Origin of the sequence: Pseudomonas thermotolerans DSM 14292 (assembly GCF_000364625.1) — a bacterium.
Taxonomy (GTDB): Bacteria; Pseudomonadota; Gammaproteobacteria; order Pseudomonadales; family Pseudomonadaceae; genus Aquipseudomonas; species Aquipseudomonas thermotolerans.
This window is the reverse complement of the sequence record NZ_KB822601.1, coordinates 190,568-214,361: the sequence shown is the minus strand read 5'-3', so window position 1 is coordinate 214,361 and position 23,794 is coordinate 190,568. Positions and strand designations below refer to the sequence as shown.

19 protein-coding genes and 2 tRNA genes are annotated in these 23,794 nt (G+C 66.6%); 5 read left to right on the top strand and 16 right to left on the bottom strand.

Annotated elements, in window-relative coordinates:
- Window positions 1–223: 223 nt before the first annotated feature.
- The 15 genes from H165_RS0103905 to H165_RS0103830 form a co-directional block, all read right to left on the bottom strand.
- Complete coding sequence (locus tag H165_RS0103905; RefSeq protein WP_017937601.1) at window positions 224–1,588, bottom strand: sigma-54-dependent transcriptional regulator; 1,365 nt, start codon at window positions 1,586–1,588, stop codon at window positions 224–226.
- On the bottom strand, window positions 1,585–3,393 hold the full coding sequence (locus tag H165_RS0103900) for a sensor histidine kinase (RefSeq protein ID WP_017937600.1): 1,809 nt from the start codon (window positions 3,391–3,393) through the stop codon (window positions 1,585–1,587). The genes H165_RS0103905 and H165_RS0103900 overlap by 4 nt, the downstream gene beginning before the upstream one ends.
- 115 nt (window positions 3,394–3,508) lie before the next feature.
- Complete coding sequence (locus H165_RS0103895) at window positions 3,509–5,839, bottom strand: HEAT repeat domain-containing protein (protein ID WP_017937599.1); 2,331 nt, start codon at window positions 5,837–5,839, stop codon at window positions 3,509–3,511.
- A 1,204-nt stretch (window positions 5,840–7,043) separates the two neighbouring features.
- A tRNA-Thr gene (locus tag H165_RS0103885) sits at window positions 7,044–7,119 on the bottom strand.
- Window positions 7,120–7,400: 281 nt separating this feature from the next.
- Entirely contained in the window at window positions 7,401–8,606 is a 1,206-nt protein-coding gene (locus tag H165_RS0103880) for a methyltransferase (RefSeq protein WP_017937597.1), read from the bottom strand.
- A 66-nt stretch (window positions 8,607–8,672) separates the two neighbouring features.
- Window positions 8,673–9,365, bottom strand: a complete 693-nt coding sequence (locus tag H165_RS0103875) for an ABC transporter permease (protein ID WP_017937596.1) — start codon at window positions 9,363–9,365, stop codon at window positions 8,673–8,675.
- Window positions 9,362–10,057 (bottom strand): ABC transporter permease, encoded by a 696-nt coding sequence (locus tag H165_RS0103870; protein WP_017937595.1) that lies wholly within the window; start codon window positions 10,055–10,057, stop codon window positions 9,362–9,364. The genes H165_RS0103875 and H165_RS0103870 overlap by 4 nt, the downstream gene beginning before the upstream one ends.
- A 52-nt stretch (window positions 10,058–10,109) precedes the next feature.
- The gene (locus H165_RS0103865) at window positions 10,110–10,862 is read right to left on the bottom strand and encodes an ABC transporter substrate-binding protein (RefSeq protein ID WP_017937594.1); all 753 of its coding nucleotides are present in this window, start codon (window positions 10,860–10,862) and stop codon (window positions 10,110–10,112) included.
- Window positions 10,863–10,883: 21 nt separating this feature from the next.
- Window positions 10,884–11,657, bottom strand: a complete 774-nt coding sequence (locus tag H165_RS0103860) for an ABC transporter ATP-binding protein (protein WP_017937593.1) — start codon at window positions 11,655–11,657, stop codon at window positions 10,884–10,886.
- 370 nt (window positions 11,658–12,027) lie between these two features.
- Window positions 12,028–12,462, bottom strand: coding sequence for a CBS domain-containing protein (locus H165_RS0103855; RefSeq protein ID WP_017937592.1), 435 nt, complete (start codon window positions 12,460–12,462; stop codon window positions 12,028–12,030).
- Between the two features lie 198 nt (window positions 12,463–12,660).
- A tRNA-Phe gene (locus tag H165_RS0103850) sits at window positions 12,661–12,736 on the bottom strand.
- Between the two features lie 93 nt (window positions 12,737–12,829).
- Window positions 12,830–13,102 carry an oxidative damage protection protein gene (locus H165_RS0103845; RefSeq protein WP_017937591.1) on the bottom strand — a complete coding sequence of 91 codons (273 nt, stop codon included), beginning with the start codon at window positions 13,100–13,102 and terminating at the stop codon, window positions 12,830–12,832.
- Window positions 13,099–14,166: an A/G-specific adenine glycosylase gene (mutY, locus tag H165_RS0103840; RefSeq protein ID WP_017937590.1), complete on the bottom strand. Its 1,068-nt coding sequence runs from the start codon at window positions 14,164–14,166 to the stop codon at window positions 13,099–13,101. Before mutY ends, H165_RS0103845 begins: the two co-directional genes overlap by 4 nt.
- Complete coding sequence (locus H165_RS0103835) at window positions 14,163–16,397, bottom strand: AsmA family protein (protein WP_017937589.1); 2,235 nt, start codon at window positions 16,395–16,397, stop codon at window positions 14,163–14,165. Before H165_RS0103835 ends, mutY begins: the two co-directional genes overlap by 4 nt.
- A 69-nt stretch (window positions 16,398–16,466) precedes the next feature.
- Window positions 16,467–17,579, bottom strand: coding sequence for an NAD(P)/FAD-dependent oxidoreductase (locus H165_RS0103830; RefSeq protein ID WP_017937588.1), 1,113 nt, complete (start codon window positions 17,577–17,579; stop codon window positions 16,467–16,469).
- 114 nt (window positions 17,580–17,693) lie between these two features.
- Here H165_RS0103830 and H165_RS0103825 point away from each other — a divergent pair, with 114 nt between their 5' ends.
- On the top strand, window positions 17,694–18,137 hold the full coding sequence (locus H165_RS0103825; protein WP_017937587.1) for an Hsp20/alpha crystallin family protein: 444 nt from the start codon (window positions 17,694–17,696) through the stop codon (window positions 18,135–18,137).
- 200 nt (window positions 18,138–18,337) lie between these two features.
- Here H165_RS0103825 and H165_RS0103820 read toward each other — a convergent pair whose 3' ends face one another.
- Window positions 18,338–20,779 carry a penicillin-binding protein 1A gene (locus H165_RS0103820; RefSeq protein ID WP_026146340.1) on the bottom strand — a complete coding sequence of 814 codons (2,442 nt, stop codon included), beginning with the start codon at window positions 20,777–20,779 and terminating at the stop codon, window positions 18,338–18,340.
- Between the two features lie 185 nt (window positions 20,780–20,964).
- Here H165_RS0103820 and H165_RS0103815 point away from each other — a divergent pair, with 185 nt between their 5' ends.
- The 4 genes from H165_RS0103815 to pilP are packed head-to-tail and all read left to right on the top strand — an operon-like array spanning window position 20,965 to window position 23,742.
- Entirely contained in the window at window positions 20,965–22,029 is a 1,065-nt protein-coding gene (locus H165_RS0103815; protein ID WP_026146339.1) for a pilus assembly protein PilM, read from the top strand.
- The gene (locus H165_RS0103810; RefSeq protein ID WP_017937584.1) at window positions 22,029–22,601 is read left to right on the top strand and encodes a PilN domain-containing protein; all 573 of its coding nucleotides are present in this window, start codon (window positions 22,029–22,031) and stop codon (window positions 22,599–22,601) included. Before H165_RS0103815 ends, H165_RS0103810 begins: the two co-directional genes overlap by 1 nt.
- Entirely contained in the window at window positions 22,598–23,221 is a 624-nt protein-coding gene (gene pilO / locus H165_RS0103805) for a type 4a pilus biogenesis protein PilO (RefSeq protein WP_017937583.1), read from the top strand. Before H165_RS0103810 ends, pilO begins: the two co-directional genes overlap by 4 nt.
- 26 nt (window positions 23,222–23,247) lie before the next feature.
- A complete protein-coding gene (gene pilP / locus H165_RS0103800) occupies window positions 23,248–23,742 on the top strand; it encodes a type 4a pilus biogenesis lipoprotein PilP (RefSeq protein WP_408002812.1) in 495 nt (164 codons plus the stop codon).
- Window positions 23,743–23,794: the final 52 nt, after the last annotated feature.

The following is a 23,794-nucleotide window of genomic DNA, read 5'->3' as shown; positions in this document are numbered from 1 at the left end:
GCGATGGCGGGACATGACGTGGATCAACGGCAGGCGACTATTTCGGGGGCGGGAGAGGAACGGTAGGGATTCGACCCGCCGCCGTGCGCTGTGCTTCGCTGGCCGGCGCCAGGGCGGTCGAGCGGCACAGGGGCGGTGTCTGCCAGGGCTGGTCCGGCCGGCGAGCGGGGGCGAGCGCCGCCTGCCCCTGTGGCGCGGGGGCAGGCGCAGGGTGGGGGAGCGCTCAGTCGCCGCTCGGTCCGGAAAAGCTCAGGCCGTGCTTGCGCAGCTTGTCGTGGAGGGTCTTGCGCGGGATGCCGAGGGCCTCGGCGAGGCTGCGCAGCGAGGGGTGCGGGTTGGCCAGCTCGGCAAGGATCAGGCTGCGCTCGTAGGCCTCCACCTGGGCGCTGAGGCCCTGGGCGGCCGGCGCCGGTTCGGTGGGCGCGGGGCCGTCCAGCGGCAGCTCGAGGTCCAGGCCGATGGCGAAGCGTTCCGCGCAGTTCTGCAGCTCGCGCACGTTGCCCGGCCAGGCGTGGCGAAGCAGCTCGGCGCGCTGTGCCGGCAGCAGGCTGCGCGGCGGCAGGCCGTGGCGCTCGCCGGCCTTGGCGGCGAAGTGCTGGAACAGCAGGAGGATGTCGTCGCCGCGCTCGCGCAGCGGCGGGATGCGCAGTGGCGCGACGTTAAGCCGGTAGTAGAGGTCGGCGCGGAAGCGGCCCTGCTCGGCGGCCTGGCGCAGGTCCTCCTTGGTGGCGGCGATCACCCGGATGTCCAGGGGGATCGACTGGTTGCCGCCGAGGCGCTCGACCACCCGCTCTTGGAGCAGGCGCAGGAGCTTGACCTGCACGTCCAGGCTCATGCTTTCGATCTCGTCGAGGAACAGGGTGCCGCCGTTGGCGAATTCGAACTTGCCGATGCGGCGCTTCTGCGCGCCGGTGAAGGCCCCCGGCTCATGGCCGAACAGCTCGCTCTCCACCACCGACTCGGCCAGGGCGCCGGCGTTGATCGCCACGAAGGGGCCGGCGCGGCGCGCCGACAGGTCGTGCAGAGCGCGTGCCACCACCTCCTTGCCGGAGCCGGTCTCGCCGAGGATCAGCACGTCGGTGTTGATCGCTGCCAGGGCGCCGATCTGTTCGCGCAGGCGTTGCACGCCCGGTGACTGGCCGAGCAGCCGCGCCTCCAGCTGGCGGCGGTCGGCCAGGGCCAGGCGCAGGCTGCGGTTGTCGAGGACCAGACGGCGCAGCTCCAGGGCGCGGCGCACGCCGTCGAGCAGCGCCTCGTTGGCGAACGGCTTCTCCAGGAAGTCGTAGGCCCCGGCGCGCATCGCCTGCACCGCCAGGGGCACGTCGCCGTGGCCGGTGATCAGCAGCACCGGCAGCTCCGGGTCGCGGGCGTGCAGCTGTTCGAGCAGCTGCAGGCCGTCCACCCCGGGCATGCGGATGTCGCTGACCACCACCCCCGGCCAGTCGCGGTCGAGTCGCTCGGCGACGCCGCGGGCGTCCTCCAGGGCGGCGACCCGCAGGCCGGCGAGGTCCAGGGTCTGGGCCAGCGCCTGGCGCAGGTGGGGGTCGTCGTCGATCAGCAGAACCTGGGCGTCGGGGATGGCAGTCATGCAAAGGTGTCCTCGGGAGACGGCAGGGCGGCGCCGGGCTCGGCATTGCGCAGGCGCAGGGTCAGCAGAGCGCCGCCTTCGGGGTGATTGTCCAGCAGCAGTTCGCCGCCGAGTGCGCGCATCAGGGTATCGCAGATGGCCAGGCCGAGGCCCAGCCCCTGGGTGCTGGTCTTGGTGGTGAAGAAGGGCTCACGGGCGTGGACCAGGGCCTCGGCGCTGAACCCCGGGCCGTTGTCGCGCAGAGTCAGGCGCACGCCCTCCTCGTCCTGGCTGGCGCTGATCCAGATGCGCCGCGGAGGGGCCTTCTCGCTCAGCGCGTCGAGGGCGTTGGCCAGCAGGTTGCCGAGCACTTGGCGCAGGCGGGTCTCGCCGGCCTGCACCCAGAAGGTGGCTTCCGGCAGGTCGCGGATCAGTTCCACGTCCAGCGCCCGGCGGCGCTTGGCGAGCAGCGCCAGGGCGTCGTCGATGGCCGGCTGCAGGGCGACCCGCTCCGGGGCGTGGTGGTCGCGGCGGGCGAAGGCGCGCAGGTGGGCGATGATCGACGCCATGCGCCCGGTCAGCTCGCCTATCGAACGCAGGTTGCCGCGCGCCTCCTCGACGCGCCCGTGGTCGAGCAGCACCTCGCCGTTCTGCGCGTAGCTGCGGATCGCTGCCAGCGGCTGGTTGAGCTCGTGGCTGATGCTCGCGCTCATGGTGCCGAGGGCCGACAGCTTGCCAGCCTGGACCAGCTCGTCCTGGGCGCGGATCAGCTCTTGCTGGGCCTGCTCGCGCTCCAGCACCTCCTCCTTGAGGCGGCTGTTCAGGGTCTCCAGGTCGCGGGTGCGCTCCAGCACGCGCAGCTCCAGCTCGCGGCGCGCCTGGGCGTCCAGGGCGATGCGCTCCAGGTAGTGGCGGCGGCGCTGCAGAAGCAGGCCGAGGAGCAGGAGCAGCACCAGCAGCGCCGCGCCGCCGATCGCCACCGCGGTGCGCACCGGACGGTCGACCAGGCGATGCGGGGCGAGGATGCTCACCGTCCAGCCGGTTTCGGCAAGCTCGCGGCTCTGGATCAGCCAGGCGTTGGCGTCGAGCGCCAGGGGCAGGGGATCGAGGGTCGGGTAGGGCTGCTCGGCGGCGATCCGCCGGTGTTCCTCGGCGCTCAGCGGGCGGCTGGCCCGGAACCGCCAGTCGGCGCGCGAGGTGAGGATCACCACGCCGTGACCGTCGGTGACCAGCACCTGTTCCGGGGTGTTGCCCCACAGCTTCTCGGCGTCGTCCAGGTTGACCTTGACCACCAGGATGCCGAGCACATGCCCGGGCTCGCCGATGGGCGCCGCATAGTAATAGCCGCGCCGTCCCGAAGTGGTGCCGAGGCCGAAGAAGCCGGTCAGCCGGCCGGACAGCGCCTCCTGGAAATAGGGCCGGAAGGAGAAGTTGAGGCCGACGAAGCTGTCCGGCTGGTCCCAGTTCGAGCTGGCCAGGGTCAGCCCGCTGGGGGCGAGCAGGTACATCACGTCGGCGCCGGTGGCGCCGCGCACCTCGGTGAGCAGTCGGTTGGCGGCGTCGACCCGCGCCGGGTCAGCGGGCTCGGAGAGCAGGTCGCGCAGCGCCGGCAGGCCGCCGAGGATCGCCGGCAGCACTTCGAAGCGCCGCAGCGTGCCCAGCAGGTTGGCGACGTAGAGATCGAGGGTCTGGCGGTTCTGCTCGGCCAGCTGGGTGCTGTAGTAGCGCTCGGCGAGCTGCTGTAGCGGCCAGAGCAGCGGCGCGAGCAGCAGGGCCAGCAGGATCAGGCTGCGCCAGCGGGGACGACGGGGCGGGGCGGTGGTCATGGTTTGGCTACGCGATGGGGGTGCGAGAGGAGATTATGCCGCCAAGAGGTTGGGCAGACATGGACAAGGGGGGATCCCCAAGGTTCGCTAGTGATCGCCCGCTGCAGGAGCGGACTTATCGGGGCTGGCCGTCAGCCTGCCGGCGTGCCAGGTTCAACAGCGTCACAGCCTTGGTCGATGTCGGGTTGAGGCGTAGCAGACGCTCGGCGTAGCCGGCTGCACGGGGCGCCTGGCCCTGTTCCAGGCTGTACACGGCGGCCAGCCAGAGCAGATTGGTGTCGTGCGGACGGCTTTTCAGGACCCGCTCCAGGACCTGCAGGGCCTGGCGTGGCTGGCCGGGGTGCAAGGCCAGGGCCAGGGTCAGGCCGTAGCGTGCATCCGTGGGCGCCAGCTCGTGGGATTTTTGCAGGTGGGGCAGGGCCTCCGCCTGGCGCTGTTGGCGGACCAGGCCGAGGCCCAGGGCATAGTGCAGCAGGGCTGATTGCGGACGCTGGCGCAGGCCTTCTTCCAGGAGTGCCGTGGCTCGGGCTTCGTCGCCGGCCTGGCGCTGCAGGTCGGCCAGTTCCACGTAGGCCGGCTCGTACAGGGGATCCAGGCGCAGGGCCGCGTTCAACTGCTCCATGGCTGCCAGCTGCAGGCCCTGGCGGCGACGAAGGCTGGCCAGCTCGGTGCGGGCGTCGGCCCGGTCGGCATTGAACCGCAGTTGGGCTTCGTATTCCTCCAGGGCGCTGGCGAAGGAGGCCTGCAGCTCTTCAGTCACGGGGGCGTCTGCCAGCAGACGCGCCGCTTCGGCCCGGACGCTGCGGACCGGGTCGCTCAGCAGCGGGGCAATCCACTGCACGCGGCGGGCTGCCGGGAGGCTCTCCAGGGCGCCCAGGCTGGCGCGCCGTACCTGGGCGTCGGGGTCGGCCAGGCCCTGGCGCAGGGCATCCAGGGCCAGGGGACTGTCCGGCTGGCCGAGGCGCCTGGCCGAGCTGGCGCGGATCAGCGCCGGCTGGCGGGGATCGCTGAGCAGACGGGCGAGCGCCGCCGTCGCTCCAGGCAGGCCCCGTTCGGCCGCCGACCAACTGGCGGCGAACTGCTGGTAGCCCTGACGTGGCTCGGGGTGATGCCTGCGGATGGCCTCCGTCGCCCAGGCGGTCGAGCGATCGGCATGGCACTGGTTGCAGGCATTGGGCGCATCCAGGCTGGCGCTGAGGTCCGGGCGGGGAATCCTGAGGCTGTGATCGCGGCGCGGGTCTATCACCATGTAAGTGGTTTCCGGCATGTGGCAGGACACGCACTGGGAGCCGGGGGAGGCTTCGTCATGGAAGTGATGGCGCGGGCTGTCGTAATGGCTCTGGGCATGGCACTGGGTGCACAGTGCATTGCCCTGGACGCGTAGTTGCTGGCTGTGCGGCTCGTGGCAGTCACTGCAGGTTACCCCGGCGGCATGCATGCGGCTTTGCTCGAAGGAGGCGGAGACGAATACCTCCTCGCGCTGCTGGCCGTCCGGGTAGTACAGCCCGGGTTCGAGCAGTGCCGGAAGGTAGTGGTCGGCCAGTGGCTTGCCGGCGTGATAGCCCTCGGCGACCTGCAGGCGCCGCGAATGGCACTGGGCACAGACCTGCTGTTCCTTGCGGCTCTCCAGCGGCGACTCGCGGTGGGCGGTGAGCTGCTCCAGGCTACGCCGCCAGCTTATGCCCTTGCGCTCGTCGAGCAGCAGGGTCAGTCCCTTGTGGGCCTCTCCGCCGGCGCCCTGGCGGGCCCACTGTAGATGGGCGGAACCTGGTCCATGGCAGGCCTCGCAGCCGACGCTGATCTCCGCCCAGCGGGTGGCGAAGCGATCCCGGCTGCTGTCGTAGCCCTTGCGCAGGTTCGTGGAATGACAGTCGGCGCACATGTGGTTCCAGTTCTGTGCCGGGCGGGTCCAATGGAGTGGGTCGCGGTGGTCCACCTCGGCGTCCGGGTAGAGGTGGAACCAGCGTTGCCCGCCAGCGCTGGCCGGACGGCTGTCCCAGGCGATGGACAGTGCCTGCAGGCGTCCGTCGGGAAACTCCACCAGGTACTGCTGCAGCGGTTCGACGCCGAAGGTATAGCGGATCTCGAATTCGGCGAGTTGCCCGTCGGGACCGTCGGTGTAGACGAAGTAGCGGCCGTCGCGCTGGTAGAAACGGGTTTCCACGCCTGCGTAGGTGAAGCGGGCATCGTCGAAGTTGCCCAGCACGGTGGCGGCGCTGGCGTGCTGCATGGCCTGGGCGTGCTGGGAGGACTGCCAGGCCTGGTGTTCGCGCAGATGACAGCTGGCACAGGCCTGGCTGCCGACGAATTCCGGCTGTGCGGCCCTGGCCTCGTTGCTGTCCGGCCAGCCGCCGACCAGCCCAGCGAGCAGCGCGGCGGCCAGAAGCCAGCGCAGCAGGGGACGCGACGAGCGTAGCGCCCAGAGAAGGCTCAACGTGATCAGCATGTGGTGGCCGGATCCGGAAATAAGGTATCGCAGCCCCTATGCTGCCCAGCGCCGCAGCCCCGTAACAGGGCCTGCCGCGAATAATTGCGCGCTCACGCAAGTGGCTGCGCTGAGCCGATAACGGCTTGCCCGGCATCTTGCGAATACTCCCTCGGGAAAACAACAACAAGCCCTTGCGGAGAACACCATGGCACCTACTGCCATACCCCTTGCCAACACCTTGCTGCCCGGTCGGTTGAGCGGGGCATGTCTGCTGTCCTTCGGCTTGCTGTCCCCGCTGGCGGCCTGTGCCGACCTGATCGCCGACAGCCAGGTCACGCCCCTCGCGGGCGTGTGGATTGAAACACCTGGGGGATTGCCTCGAATCGCTGAAGCAGAGTCACGCCCCTCGCGGGCGTGTGGATTGAAACACCAGCTCGGCAAGCAGCTCTTTCTCCCGCGCCTCGTCACGCCCCTCGCGGGCGTGTGGATTGAAACTGGTCGATGCGGCCAAAACCACCCAGATTGGAGTCGGGTCACGCTGTGGATTGAAACAACGTCGAGCCCAGCGTCCAACAGAAACTCGAAACCGTCACGCCCCTTGCGTCCAGGGGGGTAGGTGGGCGCCTGTTGTTTCGCATATGCGGCTGCATACAGAGTGGCTGCGTCGGTGCTGAGGATCCGCAGCGCAAGCAGGCAATTGCTGAGCAAGGCGTTCTCCAGGTTGTTCAGTTCCTGCGAGCAGGTCAGTGCATGCCGCACCCCGGTCAAAGCTGCTGGCGTAGCTGGGCGGCGTCATGGAGTTGATCCGGTGCGGCGTCGCCTCTGACGCTCAGCGCTTGATCCAGATCCTGTGTCAGGGAGCACGGGATGTGGTCGCTGGTGTTCTGGTGCATAGGCAGCTTCGGGGTCGGCGAGTGTCCATCCATGAATGCAGTCCTTGGTGGTTTTTACAAGGCTGGGTAAGAGGCGCCGGGCATGAGAAACACGTGCATCATGAAGGCTGCCCCATGCTGGATCGCGGCAGTGTGACGCGGGCGGTGGGTGTGAAGGAGATGGAGCTGTGTTGAGGAGAGGGAAGATCTAGTGCCTGGGAACAAGGCAGGAGGGTGGATTTTTTCTAAGAAAAATAAGGACTTGTGGCAAATCCCTACCCCAATCCTACCCCGGCCCGGATTTTATCCACAAAAAAGGCCTACGTTTTCACGTAAGCCTTTGATTTGTATGGTGCCGGCACCAGGAATCGAACCCGGGACCTACTGATTACAAGTCAGTTGCTCTACCTGCTGAGCTATACCGGCCTTGGCGGGCGGCCATTATAGCGGTTGGCGGGGGGGAGTAAAGCTGAGGGTGGCAGGGGCTGGGGAGACGCGGCGCTTATGCACATGCGGCATTTGGTTAGCACGGAGGTGCCGTATTCTCTCCCGCGGATATGACTATTTTTCACAAGCTGCTGTTTTCATTGGCTTTTCTGTGTGTGTGGGTGATTTTTCGCCAGTTTCTTCCCGCCCCCGTCTGCCGTACCTCGCAGCGTTTTGCCCCAAAAGGCTCCACAGAGTTATCCACAGTTTGTGGGGGTAACTCAGGGCCGCTCGGCAAGTAGCAGAAGGTTGCGCGGGCTGAGCTGGTGGGCGCAGAAGCGGCCGAGGCGCACCTGGTAGCCGCGCTCCTCCAGGTACAGGGCACGGTCGAGCAGCAGCCAGAGTTCCAGAGGGCGGCGGAACAGGGCGCGGAGCAGTTCGAGGTTGCGAACTTCGGCCAGGCGCTGCCACCCCTGGGCCTCCAGGGCGGGCCAGTCGCGCTCGGGTGGCGTGGGCAGATCCTTGAGGGCGGCCAGGTCGCGGCAGTAGGTGTGGAAGTCCTTGTGCAGCCAGGTGCTGGGCAGCGAGGGGATAGGCAGGTAGGCATCCTCGCTGCGTAGTTCCCGTTGCAGCAGGTCGAAGGCCAGGCGGCGGGCCATGGAGGTGTCGCGTTGCTGGCGGACGCGGGTGCCGGCGGTGACGGTCTCGCTGAGCGGCAGGCTGAGGTCATCGCGGTCGAGTGTTAGTTGCGAGGCTCGGGCGGCGATCGAGAGGGGTTGGTAGCGGGGCGTGCTGGTGCGGTTGTAGCAGCAGGGGGCGACCGCCAGTTGCCGGCAGCCGGCGCGGCTGGCCAGCTGCAGCAGACGTACGTGCAGGTCGCCGCATGCGTGCAGGGCCACCGGGGTGTGTTCGGCGCGCACCTGCAGGATGGCGTCCGCGGCGAGCACGTCCTGCTGCAGATGCCGTGCGGCCACTTTGCGGCGTTGGGCCAGCTGCCGGCCGGCTTCTACTAGAGCGGGGTCGTGTTCCAGGCAGGTGGTTTCGCCTGTCTGCCAGGCCAGCAGGTGACCGAGGTGCCCCTTGCCGGAGCACCAGTCCAGCCAGTGGCGAGGTTCCGTGGCGAAGCGCAGGTGCCGGGAGAAGGCTTGGATCTGCTGCCACTTGCGTCCGGGCACGTCGCTGGCGAAGCGCGCTTCCGGTAGGAGTATGTCCCGGCTTGGCAGTTCGCCGAGGCTGGCGAGCTCATGGGCGCGGGCCGCCAGCTGAGGGAAGGGCTCCGGGGCGTCAAGCTGTTCCGGTTGGCCGTGGGCGGTTTCGGCCTCGGCCAGGGTGCGGCGACGTAGCCAGGCGGCCAGTTCGGGATGGCGTTCCTCCCAGGGTAGGCGGCGGTGCCGGAACGGCCGTGGCCGCCAGAGTGCCTGGTGGGCGAGGAGAAAGTCGTCGAGGGCCTGGAAGCGCTCGTGCAGGGCGGGACCGGACAGCATCATGGGGGGGCGGCGAGTGGCTGGGCGCCTATCTTAGCCCGGCTTGGCCGCCACCGCCCCAAGGCAGGCTCAGCGCCCCTGATGCATGGCATCGACGCGCAGCCAGCGTTCCAGCAGGCGGAAGGCGCGGACCAGCACGAAGGCGATCAGCAGATAGAACAGCCCGGCGGCGAAGAAGATCTCCACCGGCAGGTAGGTGCGGGCGATGATGGTCCGCGCCATGCCGGTGAGTTCCAGCAGGGTGATGGTGCTGGCCAGGGCGCTGGCCTTGAGCATCAGGATCACCTCGTTGCTGTAGGCCGGCAGGCCGATGCGCGCGGCGCGCGGCAGGATGATGTGGAACAGCGCCTGCCACTTGGACATGCCCAGCGCCCGCGCGGCCTCCACCTCGCCCGGCGGTACCGCCTGGATGGCGCCGCGGATGATCTCGGCGATGTAGGCGGCGGTGTGCAGGGTCATGGTGATGATCGCGCACCAGTAGGGATCGCGCAGGTAGGGCCACAGCGGGCCCTTGCGGATCACCTCGAACTGCGCCATGCCGTAGTAGACGAGGAACAGTTGCACGAGCAGCGGGGTGCCGCGGAAGAAGAAGATGTAGGCGTAGGGCAGGGCGCGCACGTACCAGTGCTGCGAGGCGCGGGCGATGCCCAGCGGCAGGGCGAGGATCAGCCCGGCCAGCACGGCGATGGCGACCAGCTCGATGGTCAGGGTGGCGCCTTCGGCGAGGCGCGGCAGCCACTTGATGATGACTTCCCAGTTCATCGCGAACCCCTCACGAATCCGCGGCTGGCGCGTTTTTCAAGGAAGTGCAGGCCGATCATGGCGATGATCGTCAGGCTCAGGTAGATCAGCGCGGCCACCATGAAGAAGGTGAACGGCTGCTTGGTGACCGACACGGCGATCTGCGCGCTGCGCATGATCTCGCCGAGGCCGACAACGGAAACTAGGGCGGTGTCCTTCATCAGGATCATGAACAGGTTGCCCAGGCCGGGCAGGGCGATGCGCCACATCTGCGGCAGCACCAGGCGCCAGAGGATGCGCGTCTTGCTCAGGCCGAGGGCCAGGCCTGCCTCCCGGTGGCCCTTGGGGATGGCCAGGATGGCGCCGCGGAACACCTCGGTGGCGTAGGAGCCGAAGCACAGGCCGAGGGCGATGGTACCGGCGGCGAACGGGCTCAGTTCCAGGTCAGGCCGGCCGAACAGGGCACCAAGAGCGTGCATGCCGTTGACCGTGCCGAAGTAGATCAGCAGCACCCAGAGCAGTTCGGGGACGCCGCGGACGATGGTCGAGTAGGCATCGCCCAGCCACTGCAGGGGCCGCAAGGGCGAGGTCTTGGCCAGGGCGCCGAGCAGGCCGAGCACCAGACCCAGGCTCAGCGCGGAGAGCGCCAGCTTGATGGTCATGAGGGTGCCGGCGGCCAGGGCCGGGCCGAATCCGTAGAGATCGAGGGTCATGGGCGATCAGGACTGGCGGGGAACGCCGCCGCCGCGGCGCCCCCGGCGCAGATCAGTAGATGCTGAACGGGAAGTACTTGTCGTTGATCTTCTGGTAGGTGCCGTCGGCGACGATTTCCTTCAGCGCGGCGTTCAGGCGCTCGCGCAGCGGGTCGCCCTTGCGCACGGCGATGCCGATCTTGTCATTGTCGAACACCGGGTTGCCCTTGAACTCGAAGTCCTTGCCGGCGTCGCTCTTCAGCCATTCCCAGTTCACGAAGGTGTCCGCCAGCACGCCGTCGAGGCGCCCGGAGGCCAGGTCGAGGTAGGCGTTTTCCTGGGTGTCGTAGAGCTTGATGTCCACCACGTCACGCAGGTTGTCCTCCAGCCAGGTGCCGGCGATGGTCGCGCGCTGGGCGCCGATCACCTTGCCCTTCAGGCTGTCCTTGTCGGTCTTGAAGTCGGCGTCCTTGGCGGCGATGAACTGCAGCTTGTTGGTGTAGTAGGGGTCGGTGAAGTCAACGGCCTGCTGGCGCTCGGGGGTGATCGACATGGAGGCGATCAGGAAGTCGAACTTCTTGGCGTTCAGAGCCGGGATGATGCCGTCCCAGTCGGAAGTGACGATCTCGCACTCGACCTTCATCTTGGCGCACAGCGCCAGGCCGATCTCCACGTCGAAGCCAGTGACCTGACCGCTGGCGTCGATCATGTTGAAGGGCGGGTAGGCGCCCTCGGTACCGAGTTTCAGCTTCTCCGCGGCAAAGGCGCCGGAGCCGAATGCCAGGGTAGCGGCTGCCGCCAGCAGAATCTTCTTGTAGTTCATCATTTCGATGTCGCTCCGTATGTTTTAGTGATTGCTGGACATGAACTGCTTGCAGCGCGCCGAGGTCGGGTGGTCGAACACCTGTTCCGGCGGCCCTTGTTCTTCCACCAGGCCTTGGTGCAGGAAGACCACCTCGGTGGAGACCTGGCGGGCGAAGCTCATTTCGTGGGTGACCAGCAGCATGGTACGCCCCTCTTCGGCGAGCGCACGGATGACGTTAAGCACTTCCTGTACCATCTCCGGGTCGAGGGCCGAGGTGGGCTCGTCGAAGAGGATCACCTTCGGCTGCATGGCGAGGGTGCGAGCGATGGCGGCACGCTGCTGCTGGCCGCCGGAGAGCTGGTTGGGGTAGGCGTGGCGCTTGTCGGCGATGCCGACCTTGGCGAGCAGCGCCTCGGCCACCTCGATGGCCTCGGCCTTGCTCTGCTTCAACACACGGCGCGGCGCCTCGATGATGTTGTCGAGCACCGTCATGTGCGGCCACAGGTTGAAGTTCTGGAAGACGAAGCCGATCTCGCTGCGCAGGCGGTTGATCTGCTTGCCGTCCGCGGCGACCAGTTCGCCGTGCCGGCCGGGCTTGAGCTTGAGCTCCTCGCCGGCGACGAAGATCTGCCCCTGGTGCGGGTTTTCCAGCAGGTTGATGCAGCGCAGGAAGGTGGACTTGCCGGAGCCCGAGGAGCCGAGGATGGAAATCACGTCGCCGTCGCGAGCGGTCAGGGAGATCCCCTTGAGCACCTCGAGGTCGCCGTAGCGCTTGTGCAAATTGCGGATTTCCAACGCGGGTTTCGCCTCGGCCATAGGGGGTCCTCTTGTTTTCTCTGCGGATGCACTCCGGCACTGCTGGCCATCCTTGCGAGGCGCCAAGCTAGCATAGCGTCGGAAGGCCAGCCAAGCTCGCGAACCGGGGCGAAGCGGGCACGTGCGGCAGCTTGTCGCATCGCTGACGACAGTTGTCGCCAGGACACAAGATTGGTCGGAAGCCTGTGTCGATGCCAGCCGGTGGCGGCGGAGAGGCGGCCAGGCGGGAGCGGTGACGGTGCCGAATAGGTGCGGTGCCGGAGTATCGGCGCGACATCTTAACAGGGCCGACGCCGGGTTTCTCGCCGAATTGGTGGCTGTGCTGGCGTTCCCGGTGGAGCGCCAGCGGCAGGCGGATGGCGGTGGGGTCTCATTCGCCGCGGATGTATTTCTCCAACTGGTCGATCAGGCCGTCCTTCTCGGCGATCACTTCCTTGACCAGGTCGCCGATCGACAGCAGGCCGATCAGTCGGGTGTCGTCCACCACCGGCAGATGGCGCAGTTTGCGGGCGGTCATCAGCTCCATGCAGGTGCGCAGGTCCTGCTTCGGCGCCACGGTGACCACCGGTGCGCTCATCACCGCACTGACCGGCGTGCCCACCGAGGAGCGGCCTTGCAGGACCACTTTGCGGGCGTAGTCGCGTTCACTGATCACGCCAACCAACTGCCCGTCCTCGACCACCGGCAGAGCGCCGACGTTCTTCTCGGCCATCAGCCGCAGGGCATCCAGCACGGTGCTTTGCGGGGCAATGGTGTGGACCTGCTGGTTTTGCTTGGTCGCGAGGAGCTGTGCGACGGTTTTCATGGGAGCCTCCCGTGATTCGCATGTCGTTCGAAGTGCGCACAGGATCGGCGAGGCAGGATTATCCGGGCAAACGCAGAAAATCCATGGTCCTTATTGAAATGCTTCATGAAAATGGGGATTCCACCCGAGGCGGGCGGCAGCCGGAAGGCGGAAACGAAAAAGCCCCTGGGTCTCAGGAAGAACCAGGGGCTTCGAAGATGGTGCCCAAGGACGGAATCGAACCGCCGACACGGGGATTTTCAATCCCCTGCTCTACCAACTGAGCTACCTGGGCAACGGGGCGCCATTAAACGGATTTAAGACTTCGCTGTCAAGCAACGGCGCAAAAAATTTTCCAACAATGACGGGCGGTTACGTCCGACCCGCCTCAGTGGCTGGGTGGCACGTAGCCTTCCGCCTGGGCGTAGTCCTCGCCGGAGAGGAACTTGTCCATCTCCTCCTGGAGGAACTTGCGGTCCTCGGCGTTCATCATGTTCAGGCGGCGTTCGTTGATCAACCGGGTCTGGTGCGCCTGCCACTCGTCCCAGGCCTTCTTCGAGACGTTGTTGTAGATGTCCTCACCCTTGGCCCCCGGATAGGGCGGCCGGTCGAGACCGGGCAATTCCTCTTTGTACTTGCGGCACATCACGGTGCGGGTCATGGCGACTCTCCTGCATTCAACTCGGCAGCCGCGCGCTTGAGCAGTTTCTTCACCGGGGCGGCGAGCCCCAGGCGCGGCGGGGTGGCGAGGTTATACCAGAGCCAGTCGCCTTCGGCCACGCCGGGGGCGGCCGACTCCACGCGGACCAGCCAGGGCTCGATGACCAGCTGGAAATGGCTGAAGGTGTGGGTCAGGCCCGGTAGCTCGCGGCGCTCGCCGAGGTGTAGCCGGTGCTTGGCGGCGAGCGGCGCCAGGGCGCTCAGGTCGTCCAGCTCGGGGAGGCTCCAGAGCCCGCCCCAGAGCCCGCTGGAAGGCCGCCGGTAGAGCAGGATGGCGCCCTCGCGGCTGGCCAGGATGGGCATCAGGGTGCGCTTCTGCGGCAGTGCCTTGCGCGGCTTGGGTTCCGGGTAGGCGGTCTCGCGGCCGAGCAGATGGGCGCGACAGCCGCTACGCACCGGGCAGAGCAGGCAGCTGGGCCTGCTGCGGGTGCAGAGGGTAGCGCCCAGATCCATCATCGCCTGGGTGTAGTGGTTGACCCGCTGGTACGGAGTCAGGCGCTCGGCCAGCTCCCAGAGCTTCGCCGCTACCTTGGGCTCTCCGGGATAGCCGGACTGGGCGGCGTAGCGAGCCAGCACGCGCTTGACGTTGCCGTCGAGGATGGGCGCGCGCAGGCCCATGCTCAGGCTGGCGATGGCGCCGGCGGTGGAGCGGCCGATGCCGGGCAGTTCGGCGAGCCGTTCCACCGAGCGGGGGAACTCGCCGCCGTACTCCTCGACGATGATCCGCGCGGCCTTCTGCAGGTTGCGGGCGCGGGTGTAGTAGCCCAGCCCGGTCCACAGGTGCAGCACCTCGTCCTCGGGCGCCGCGGCCAGCTCGTGCACGCTCGGCAGGGCGGCCATGAAACGGTCGAAGTAGCCGAGCACGGTGCTCACCTGGGTCTGCTGCAGCATGATTTCCGAGACCCACACCCGGTAGGGGGTGATGCCCTGCTGCCAGGGCAGGTCCTTGCGGCCGTGGACGTCGTACCAGGCGAGCACGGCCGCGGCGAACTGCTCCGGACTCATCGCTTGAACAGGCCCTTGAGGGCGTCCTTCAGCTCGGGGCTGACCTTGTCGCCGATCTTCTCCTCGAGTTTCTCGGTGAGCTTCTCGCCGGCCAGCTTGGCGGCGATCTTGCCGAGGCCGTCGCGGTCCAGGCGGCAGGCACGGGCGCCCAGTTCCAGCGGGCCACGGCACAGGACCGGCCACTCCAGGCCGACGTAGCGAGGGTTGACCTGGCAGGCCGGGTCGGGCATCTCGCTCTTGTCGCCTTCGATGACCACGCCGAGGCGGTAGTCCATGCCCAGCACGCGCAGGTCGAGGTCGCCGTTGCCCTTGACGCTGAGGCCGGGGATGCGTGCGCGCAGGTCCGGGTTGCTGGCCACGCCGTTGGTGAAGGTCAGGCTGCCGCGCAGTTCCTCGAAGGGGGTGTCCTTGCCGCGCGGGGTGATGCCCAGGCTCTTGCGGTTGAGCAGGGCGATGCCCTGGCAGAGCTGCTGCTCGAGGTTGGCGTCGAGCAGCACGCCGTTGTGCAGGGTGAAGCTGGCGGTGCCGTTGAGGGTGTCGATCCAGTCCTTCTGGCTGTTGCCGCTGGTCTTCAGGTCGCTGCTCAGGTCGAGGCGGCCGCTGAGCGGCGACTTCTCGCCCTGGCTTTCGATCAGCTTCTCCAACGGCACTTGGCTGATGCGGTTTTGCAGGCTGAGCTGCGGCACCGCCTGGCGGACGTCGAGCGTGCCTTTGGATTCGAAGCGGCCGTTGAACAGCTCGCCGCGCAGATCCTGGAGGCTTAACAGGCCACCCTGGCCCTGGATCTTGAGTGCGGCGTTGTCGATCGGCAATTTGTCGAACAGCAGTTGGCCGAGGCTGAGTTCCAGCTGCAGGTCGAGGTCGCGCAACTGGTCGACCGGCAGCATGGGCGCGTCGCTCCAGGCCTGCTGCGTGGGCGAGACCGGCAGCGGGCTGGTGCCGCTGGTGGTGGCGGCGGTGACCGTGCTTTTCACCTCGGCCTTGCGGCTGGTGCTGGCCGCGTCGGCCTCCCTGGCGGCCTTGGCCGGCAGGTAGCGGTCGAGATCCAGGCGGTCGCCCTTGAGCTGCACTCGCAGGGCGCGCTTGGCCAGGTCGGCGAGCGCCAGGCGGCCGCTGAAGCTGCTGTCGTCGAGTTTCAGCTTGAGCTCCTCGAGGGCCAGGCTGTTGGCGCTGCCGTCCAGGCGGCTGACCAGCTCGACCTTGCTGAGGGTCTTGGCGTCGGCCATGGCCGGCAGCTGCTGGCCGAGCCCTTCGAGGAACTGACGCAGGTTGAATTCGGCGATGGACAGTGCGCCGCTGAGCTTGGGCGCCTTGTCCAGACCGCGGACGTTGAGCTCGCCGAGGGCGCGCAGTTGGTTGACCGATAGCTTGAGGCCGTTCCATTCGGCGATCTGCGCGGCCTGGTCGAGCAGCAGCTGGCCCTGGGCGACGAAGGTGACGGTCTTGCCTTCCAGCGGCTGACCGGAGGCCTCGCCGCTCAGGCGCAGGTTCTCGAGCTGGTAGCGGCCGAGGCTGCGGTCGAAGCGCAGTTCGCCGGTCAGCTCGGTCTTGGCGCGCATCAGCGGCTGGTTGGTGCCGAGGAAAGCGGTCATCTTCAGCGGGATGTTGATGCCTTCGCGGATGGCGCCGGTGGTGATCTGGATGCTCTCGGCGCTGAGTTGCTGACCGCTGCGCTCGTCGCTGTAGTCGATTCGCGCGTTGTTGACGATCAGGCTGTCGATGTCCAGCTTGAGGGGCTGACCGGTCGGCTTGGCCTGGCCGTCGACGTCCGGTGCCTCGCCTTTGGGCGCTTCCGCCGGTGCCTGGGCGCTGCCCTCGGCCGGCTTGGCCGGGCGGCCGATGTCTTCCCAGTTGCCGCGCCCTTGCTTGTCGCGATTGAGGCTGAGCTTGAGGCCTTCGACGCGGATGTCGCTCATCTGCACTTCACGGTGCAGCAGCGGCAGCACCCGCACCGAGAGGCCGAGCATGTCCAGTTCGGCGAACGGCTTGTCCGGTGTGATCACGCTGGCCACGCTGGCCTGGTGCAGCTCGAGGCCGAGCCAGGGGAACAGGCTCCAGCCGATGTCGCCGTTCAGGGTCAGTTCGAGATTGGCTTTGTCGCGGGCGATCTGACGGATCTCGTCCTTGTAGTCATTGGGGTCGAAGAGGTGGGTGAGGGCGAAGCCCAGGGCCACCAGAATCAGCAATAGCCCGAGGAAGAGCAGACCCAGGATTCTGCCGATGGATTTCATGGACGACTATTCCTTTGTGATGATCGCTTGCCGAAGGGGCGAGTATAGCGCCGCGGCCGGGGCGGGCTTCTATTGCCGGAGTGCCGCGGCGACGCGCTCGGCGATGGCCAGGCTGGCGGTCAGCCCCGGCGACTCGATGCCGAACAGGTTGATGAGACCGACCAGCCCGTGTTGTGCAGGGGCTTGGATGACGAAATCCGCCGGCGGTTCACCCGGACCGGACAGCTTGGGGCGCACGCCGCTGTAGGCGGGGACCAGGCGGTCGGCGTCCAGCCCCGGCCAGTAGCGGCGGATCGCCGCGGCGAAGGGGGCGCGCAGGGCCTCGTCGACGCTGTAGTCGAGCCGCTCCAGGTAGTGCACGTCCGGGCCGAAGCGCAGCTGGCCGCCGAGGTCCAGGGTGGCATGGATGCCCAGGCCGGCGGTGTTGGCCTCCGGCATCGGATAGATCAGGTGCTGGAACGGCGAGCGGCCGCTGTAGCTGAAGTAGCGTCCCTGGCAGAGGTGCAGGCGCGGTACGGCCGCCGCCGGCAGGCCGGGAATGCGCGCGGCCAGTGCCTGGGCGTCGAGCCCGGCGGCGTTGATCACCTCGTCGGCGAGGATCTGGAAGGGCTCGCTGGCGCTGGTGCCGCTGACCAGCCAGCCGTCGGGGTGTGGCTCCAGGCGCTCGATACGGGTCGCCAGGGCCAACTGGCCACCCTGGCGCTCGGTGGCGGCGAGCAGCGACTGCAGGTAGGCGTGGCTGTCGAGGATTCCGGTGTGCGGAGAGAGCAGCCCGGCGACGGCCTTGACCTCAGGCTCCAGGCGACGCAGCTGGTCGCGGTCCAGCGGCTGCAGTTCGTGCAGCCCGCAGGCCGCGGCATTGGCTTGCAGGCCTTCCAGCCTGGCGCATTCGTCTTCGTGGACCGCCACCAGCAGCTTGCCGATCCGCCGATGGCCGACGCCATGGCGCGCGCACCAGGCATACAGGCGTTCGCGGCCTTCCAGGCAGAGTTCGGCCTTGAGGGAGCCGGGCGGGTAGTAGAGGCCGGCATGGATGACCTCCGAGTTGCGGCTGGAGGTATGGCTGCCGATTCGCTTTTCCGCCTCGGCGATCAGCAGGCTGCGGCCGTGGCCTGCCAGGCGGGCGGCGCAGGCCAGGCCGAGGGCGCCGGCGCCGATGATCAGGGTGTCGAGATGCTCCATGGTCTTTGTCCGACAATGCGTTCGGTGGCTTGATCCAGGTCAAGGTGGCTGCCGCTGCCGGGCATAAGTTGGTTGCTGCGGCCGTCGTGACCGCGCACCAAGGAGGAAACCACCATGTCGCTTTCGCGTTGGAATCCGTTCCGGGAGTTCGAGGAATTCTTCAATCAGTATCCGCGCCTGCTGGGCAAGGCTGGTAGCGGCTCCGGCCAGGAGCTGATGACCGCCACGGACTGGGTACCGGCGGTGGACATCAGCGAGACACCGGAAGCCTACCTGATCAAGGCCGAGCTTGCCGGGGTCAAGCGCGAGGACATCCAGGTCAAGGTCGAGGCTGGCCAGCTCATCCTGCGGGGCGAGCGACGCTACGAGAAGGAGGACAAGGATCACAAGCAGCATCGCGTGGAACGCTTCTACGGCAGCTTCTCGCGGGCCTTCAGCCTGCCGGATGACGCCGACGAGGAGCACATCAAGGCCGAGTATCGCGATGGCGTGCTCAACCTGACCCTGCCCAAGCGCGCTGAATCACCGCGCCGCGCCCGGGACGTGGCGATCGAATAGGCAGGCGTCCGCGGAAGGAGGCGAGCCTTCAGCAGGCTGCCGCGGTGGGCCGCGAGGCGTGCGCCTCCTTTCATCGAGGGGAATGGCCCGGGGCTTCGGGACGAGGGCGGCCATCCCTGCGGCGGCGGCCCTGTTCCTGGGGCGCTGGCTCGGAATGCGAGCGGGGCCGGCAATTTGCCGGCCCGCGCTTTTCCTGGCCCCTAGAACAGGTCGATGGGGGCTGCGTCGTCGGCCGGCAGCGGGCTTCCAGGCACGTAGCCGTTCTGGTCAAGCTCGCTCATCGGCGGCGGCGAATCCTCGTTCTTGAACAGCTCGAAGTAGGCGCCCGGAGTCCCCGGCGGGGCGGTGCGGCCGCTCAGCGGATCGATGCGCAGGGTGAGCAGACCTTCCGGCTCGGGCGGCAGATGCGACGGCTTGTCCTTGAGCACGGCGCCCATGTAGTCCATCCAAATCGGCAGGGCCACGGTGCCGCCGAACTCGTGGCGACCCAGGCTTTCCGGCTGGTCGAAGCCGACCCACACGGTGGTCAGGTAGTCGGCGTTGTAGCCGGTGAACCAGCTGTCCTTGGATTCGTTGGTGGTGCCGGTCTTGCCGGCGATGTCGTCGCGACCCATGGCCAGGGCGCGGCGACCGGTGCCCTTCTTGATCACGTCCTGCAGCATGCTGGTCATGATGTAGGCGGTGCGTGCGTCGATGATCCGCTCGGCCTCCACCGGCTGCGGCGGGACCGGCGTCAGGCTTGAGGTGCTGGCGGACATCAGGCCGCTCTCCGCCGGATCCTGTTCTTCCTCCACGGCGGGAGTCCTGTCGGTGCCGGGCACGGTGGGCGGATTGGCGATGAACAGCGGCTCGCCGAAGCGGCTGTCGATGCGCTCGATCAGGTACGGCTGGATCCGGTAGCCACCGTTGGCGAAGGCGGTCCAGCCGCCGGCGATCTCCAGCGGCGTCAGGTTGGCGGTGCCCAGGGCCAGCGACAGGTTGCGCGGCAGGTCCTGGCGGTTGAGGCCGAACTTGCTGATGTAGTCGAGGGTGTAGTCGATGCCGATGGACTGCAGCAGGCGGATCGACACCAGGTTGCGCGACTTGTACAGCGCCTCGCGCAGGCGGATCGGGCCGAGGAATGTGTTGTTGTCGTTCTTCGGCCGCCAGGCGGATTCCATGCCTGCTTCGTAGAATACGATGGGTGCATCGTTGACCAGGGTGGCGGCGGTATAGCCGCGGTCCAGCGCCGCCGCATAGATGAAGGGCTTGAAACTGGAGCCGGGCTGGCGCTTGGCCTGGGTGGCGCGGTTGTAGTTGCTCTGCTCGAAAGAGAAGCCGCCGACCAAGGCGAGGATCGCGCCGTTATAGGGGTTCAGCGACACCAGGGCGCTCTGCGCAGCCGGTACCTGGCGGAAGGCCAGGCTGCCGTCCTCCAGGCGCTGCACGCGGATCAGGTCGCCGATCTGCACCACGTCGGCTGGCTGCTGCGGCCGCGGCCCCAGGCTGTTGGTGTTGAGGAAGGGCCGCGCCCACTTCATGCTGTCCCAGGCCACGGCCTCTTCCTGGCCGCTGCGGGTCAGCACCATGATGCCGCTCTTGGTCACCTGGGTGACGATGGCCGGCTCCAGACCCCCGATGTTCTTCTGCTTCGCCAGCTCCTGGCGCCAGGTTTCCATGGTCATGCCCGGAAGGCGGGTTTCCGGACCGCGGTAGCCGTGGCGCTGGTCGTAGGTGATCAGCCCCTGCTGGACGGCGCGGTTGGCGGCCTCCTGCATCTGGCTGGGTACCGTGGTGGTGACGTGGAAACCCTCGGTATAGGCGTCGCTGCCGTAGCGGCCGACCATCTCGGCGCGGGCCATCTCGGCGACGTAGGGGGCGCTGATCTCCGGGCTCGGCACGTGGTAACTGGCGTCTATCGGCTCGTTCAGCGCGGCGCGGTAGCGTGCCTCGTCGATCTTGCCGAGACGGTACATGCGGCCGAGGATCCAGTCGCGGCGCTCCTTGCTGCGCTCCGGGTTGACCAGCGGGTTGAAGCGCGAGGGCGCCTTAGGCAGGCCGGCGATCATCGCCATCTGTCCCAGGGTCAGGTCGCGGATGGACTTGCCGTAGTAGACCTGCGCGGCGGCCTCGATGCCGTAGGCGCGGTTGCCCAGGTAGATCTTGTTGACGTAGAGCTCGAGGATCTCGTCCTTGGTCAGCTCGCGCTCGATCTGCAGGGCGAGGAGGATCTCGTTGATCTTGCGCGAGAAGCTGCGCTCGCTGGTGAGAAAGTAGTTCTTCGCCACCTGCATGGTGATGGTGCTGCCGCCGGTCTGGATCTGGCCGCTTTTCAATAATTGAGTGGCGGCGCGCATTAGGCTGCTAAGATCGACGCCATAATGGTGCGCGAAATTGTCATCTTCCGCGGACAGTAGCGCGTTGATGAAATCTGGGGGAATATCCGCAAAGCGGATGGGGGAACGGCGCATCTCGCCGAACTCGGCGATCAGCTTGCCATCGTTGCTGTAGACCCGGAGGGGGATCTGCAGCTGGATGCGTCGGAGCGCATCGACGGAGGGGAGATTGGGTCCGAGGTAGAGGTAGGCACCGCTGAAACTGAGTAACAGTCCACAAAAAACGGCGACGCAGAACCACCAGACAAGCTTCAGCAGGCGCATCAGGACTCGCGGAAAATTCCAGATAAAAGAGCGGGTTATAACAAAAAATAAGGCCGAAACAGGAAAGCCGTTCACATTATAAGCGCTTTTCGTCCCTAAAGGGCTATTGGCGCTGGTGTCAAGACTGTTATTTAATGTGGAAAAACATAAATCGTCCGTAACTCGCGGATGTCAATAGGAAAACGGTCGTGCTAGGGCTCTTCAATAAGAAAGCGAATTCGCTTCTGGGGATAGATATCAGTTCGACCTCGGTCAAGCTTCTGGAACTGAGTCGTTCGGGTAGTCGCTACAAGGTAGAGGCATACGCGGTCGAACCGCTTCCGCCGAATGCCGTGGTCGAGAAGAACATCGCCGACATGGAGGGGGTCGGGCAGGCACTGTCACGGGTGCTCGCCAAGGCCAAGACTGGCGTGCGCACGGCCGCCGTCGCGGTCGCCGGCTCGGCGGTGATCACCAAGACCATCGAGATGGAGGCGGGTCTCTCCGACGACGATCTGGAGACCCAGCTGAAGATCGAGGCGGATCAGTACATTCCTTACCCGCTGGAAGAGGTGGCCATCGACTTCGAGGTCCAAGGCCCCTCGCCGCGCAATCCGGAGCGGGTCGAGGTGCTGCTCGCCGCCTGCCGCAAGGAAAACGTCGAGGTGCGCGAGGCTGCCCTGGCCCTGGCAGGGATCACCGCCAAGGTGGTGGACGTCGAGGCCTACGCTCTGGAGCGTGCCTACGGCCTCCTGGCGGCACAGCTCGACAACGGCAGCGGCGATCTGACCGTGGCGGTGGTCGACATCGGCGCGACCATGACCACCCTCAGCGTCCTGCACAACGGCCGCACCATCTACACCCGCGAGCAGCTGTTCGGCGGCAAGCAGCTGACCGACGAGATCCAGCGCCGCTATGGCCTGTCGGTGGAGGAAGCCGGCCTGGCCAAGAAGCAGGGCGGACTGCCGGACGACTACGAGAGCGAGGTCCTGCAGCCGTTCAAGGAGGCGGTGGTGCAGCAGGTATCCCGTTCCCTGCAGTTCTTCTTCGCCGCCGGCCAGTACAATGACGTCGACTACATCCTCCTGGCCGGAGGCACTGCCTCCATTCCCGATTTGGATCGGTTGATCCAGCAGAAGATCGGAACTCCGACCCTGGTGGCGAACCCGTTCGCCGACATGGCGTTGAGTAGCAAGGTCAACGCCGGCGCTCTGGCGAGCGATGCGCCGGCGCTGATGATTGCGTGTGGTCTGGCGATGAGGAGTTTCGACTGATGGCGCGCATAAACCTTCTGCCCTGGCGTGAACAGCTCCGCGAGGAACGCAAGCAGCGCTTCCTGGCGACTCTGGTCGGCGTGCTGGTGGTGGCTGCCGGTCTGGTGTTCCTGGGTGACCAGTACCTGAACGGGGCCATCGAGCAGCAGAACGCGCGCAACGAGTTCATCCGCAAGGAAATTGCGGTTCTGGATGCGCGCATCAAGGAAATCAGCGAACTGAAGACCCGTCGGCAGCAACTGCTGGAAAGGATGAAGATCATCCAGGACCTGCAGGGCAACCGGCCGATCATCGTCCGTCTGTTCGACCAGTTGGTGCGTACCCTCCCGGACGGGGTGTACTACACCTCGCTCGGCATGAAAGACAAGACCATTTCCATCCAGGGGGCGGCGGAATCCAACAACCGCGTCTCCAGCCTGATGCGTAACCTGGATGCCTCGGACTGGCTGACTCAGCCGAACCTCACCGCCGTCAAGGCGGTGACCGCTGGCACCCTGGACCAGGCCAACGTGTTCCAGTTGACCGTCCAGCAGACCCAGCCTTCGGTTGAAGAGGAAGGAGTCAAGAAATGAGCTTTGCCGACTCGCTGGAAAGCCTCCGCAAGATCGACATCAACGATCTCGACCTCAACAACCTGGGGTCCTGGCCCACCCCGGTCAAGGTCATCGTCTGCGCCCTGCTGCTCATTCTGGTCCTGGTGCTGGGGTACAACTTCCACCTGCGCGATCTGGAAGCGCAGCTCGACCAGAAACGCGCCGAGGAGGCGACGCTCAAGGAGCAGTTCTCCACCAAGGCCTTCCAGGCGGCCAACCTGGAGGCCTACAAGGCGCAGATGAAGGAGATGGAAGTGTCGTTCGGCGCGCTGCTGCGACAGCTGCCGAGCGATACCGAGGTGCCAGGACTGCTGGAGGACATCACCCGTACCGGCCTGGGCAGTGGTCTGGAGTTCGAGGAAATCAAGCTGCTGCCGGAGGTCACCCAGCAGTTCTACGTCGAGCTGCCGATCCAGATCTCGGTGGTAGGTGCCTACCATGACCTGGCCACCTTCGTAAGCGGCGTCTCCAGCCTGCCGCGCATCGTCACGCTGCACGATTTCGAGATCAAGCCGGTGTCGGAAGACAGCAGTACCAAGCTGCGTATGAGCATCCTGGCGAAAACCTACCGCTACAACGAAAAGGGGCTGCAGAAGTGAAAAGCTCCCATGTTGCTCTTTATGGCGTGATTGTCCTGGGATTGGCTGGCTGCGGGGGCGGCGATTTCGCGGACCTGCAGGCCTATATGGACGAGGTGCGGGCACGGCCGAAGGGTTCCATCGAGCCGCTGCCCAAGTTCCAGCCGTACGAGGCCTTCACCTACAACGCCTCGACCCTGCGCAGCCCTTTCCAGCCGCCTGTCAAGATCGATCTGACCAGCCGGCCGAAGGGCTCCAAGGAGGTCAAGCCGGACGAAACGCGCGTCAAACAGTTCCTGGAAGGTTTCAACATCGAGACCTTCGAGATGGTGGGAACCCTTTCCAACAAGGATGGCAAATATGCCCTGGTCAGCGGTGCCGGGGGAGTGCACCGGGTCAAGGTGGGGGATTACCTGGGGCGTAACCACGGCCGCATTGTGTCGATCGACGAAGCCAAGGTGGAAGTCATCGAGATCGTTCCCGATGGCGAAGGCGGCTGGCTGGAGCGGCCCAGAAGCCTCGCTCTGAAAGAGCGCTCCTGAAGCATTTAGGGTGGGGAAATGAAAAACAACGACCGGTCTGCACAACGGAATT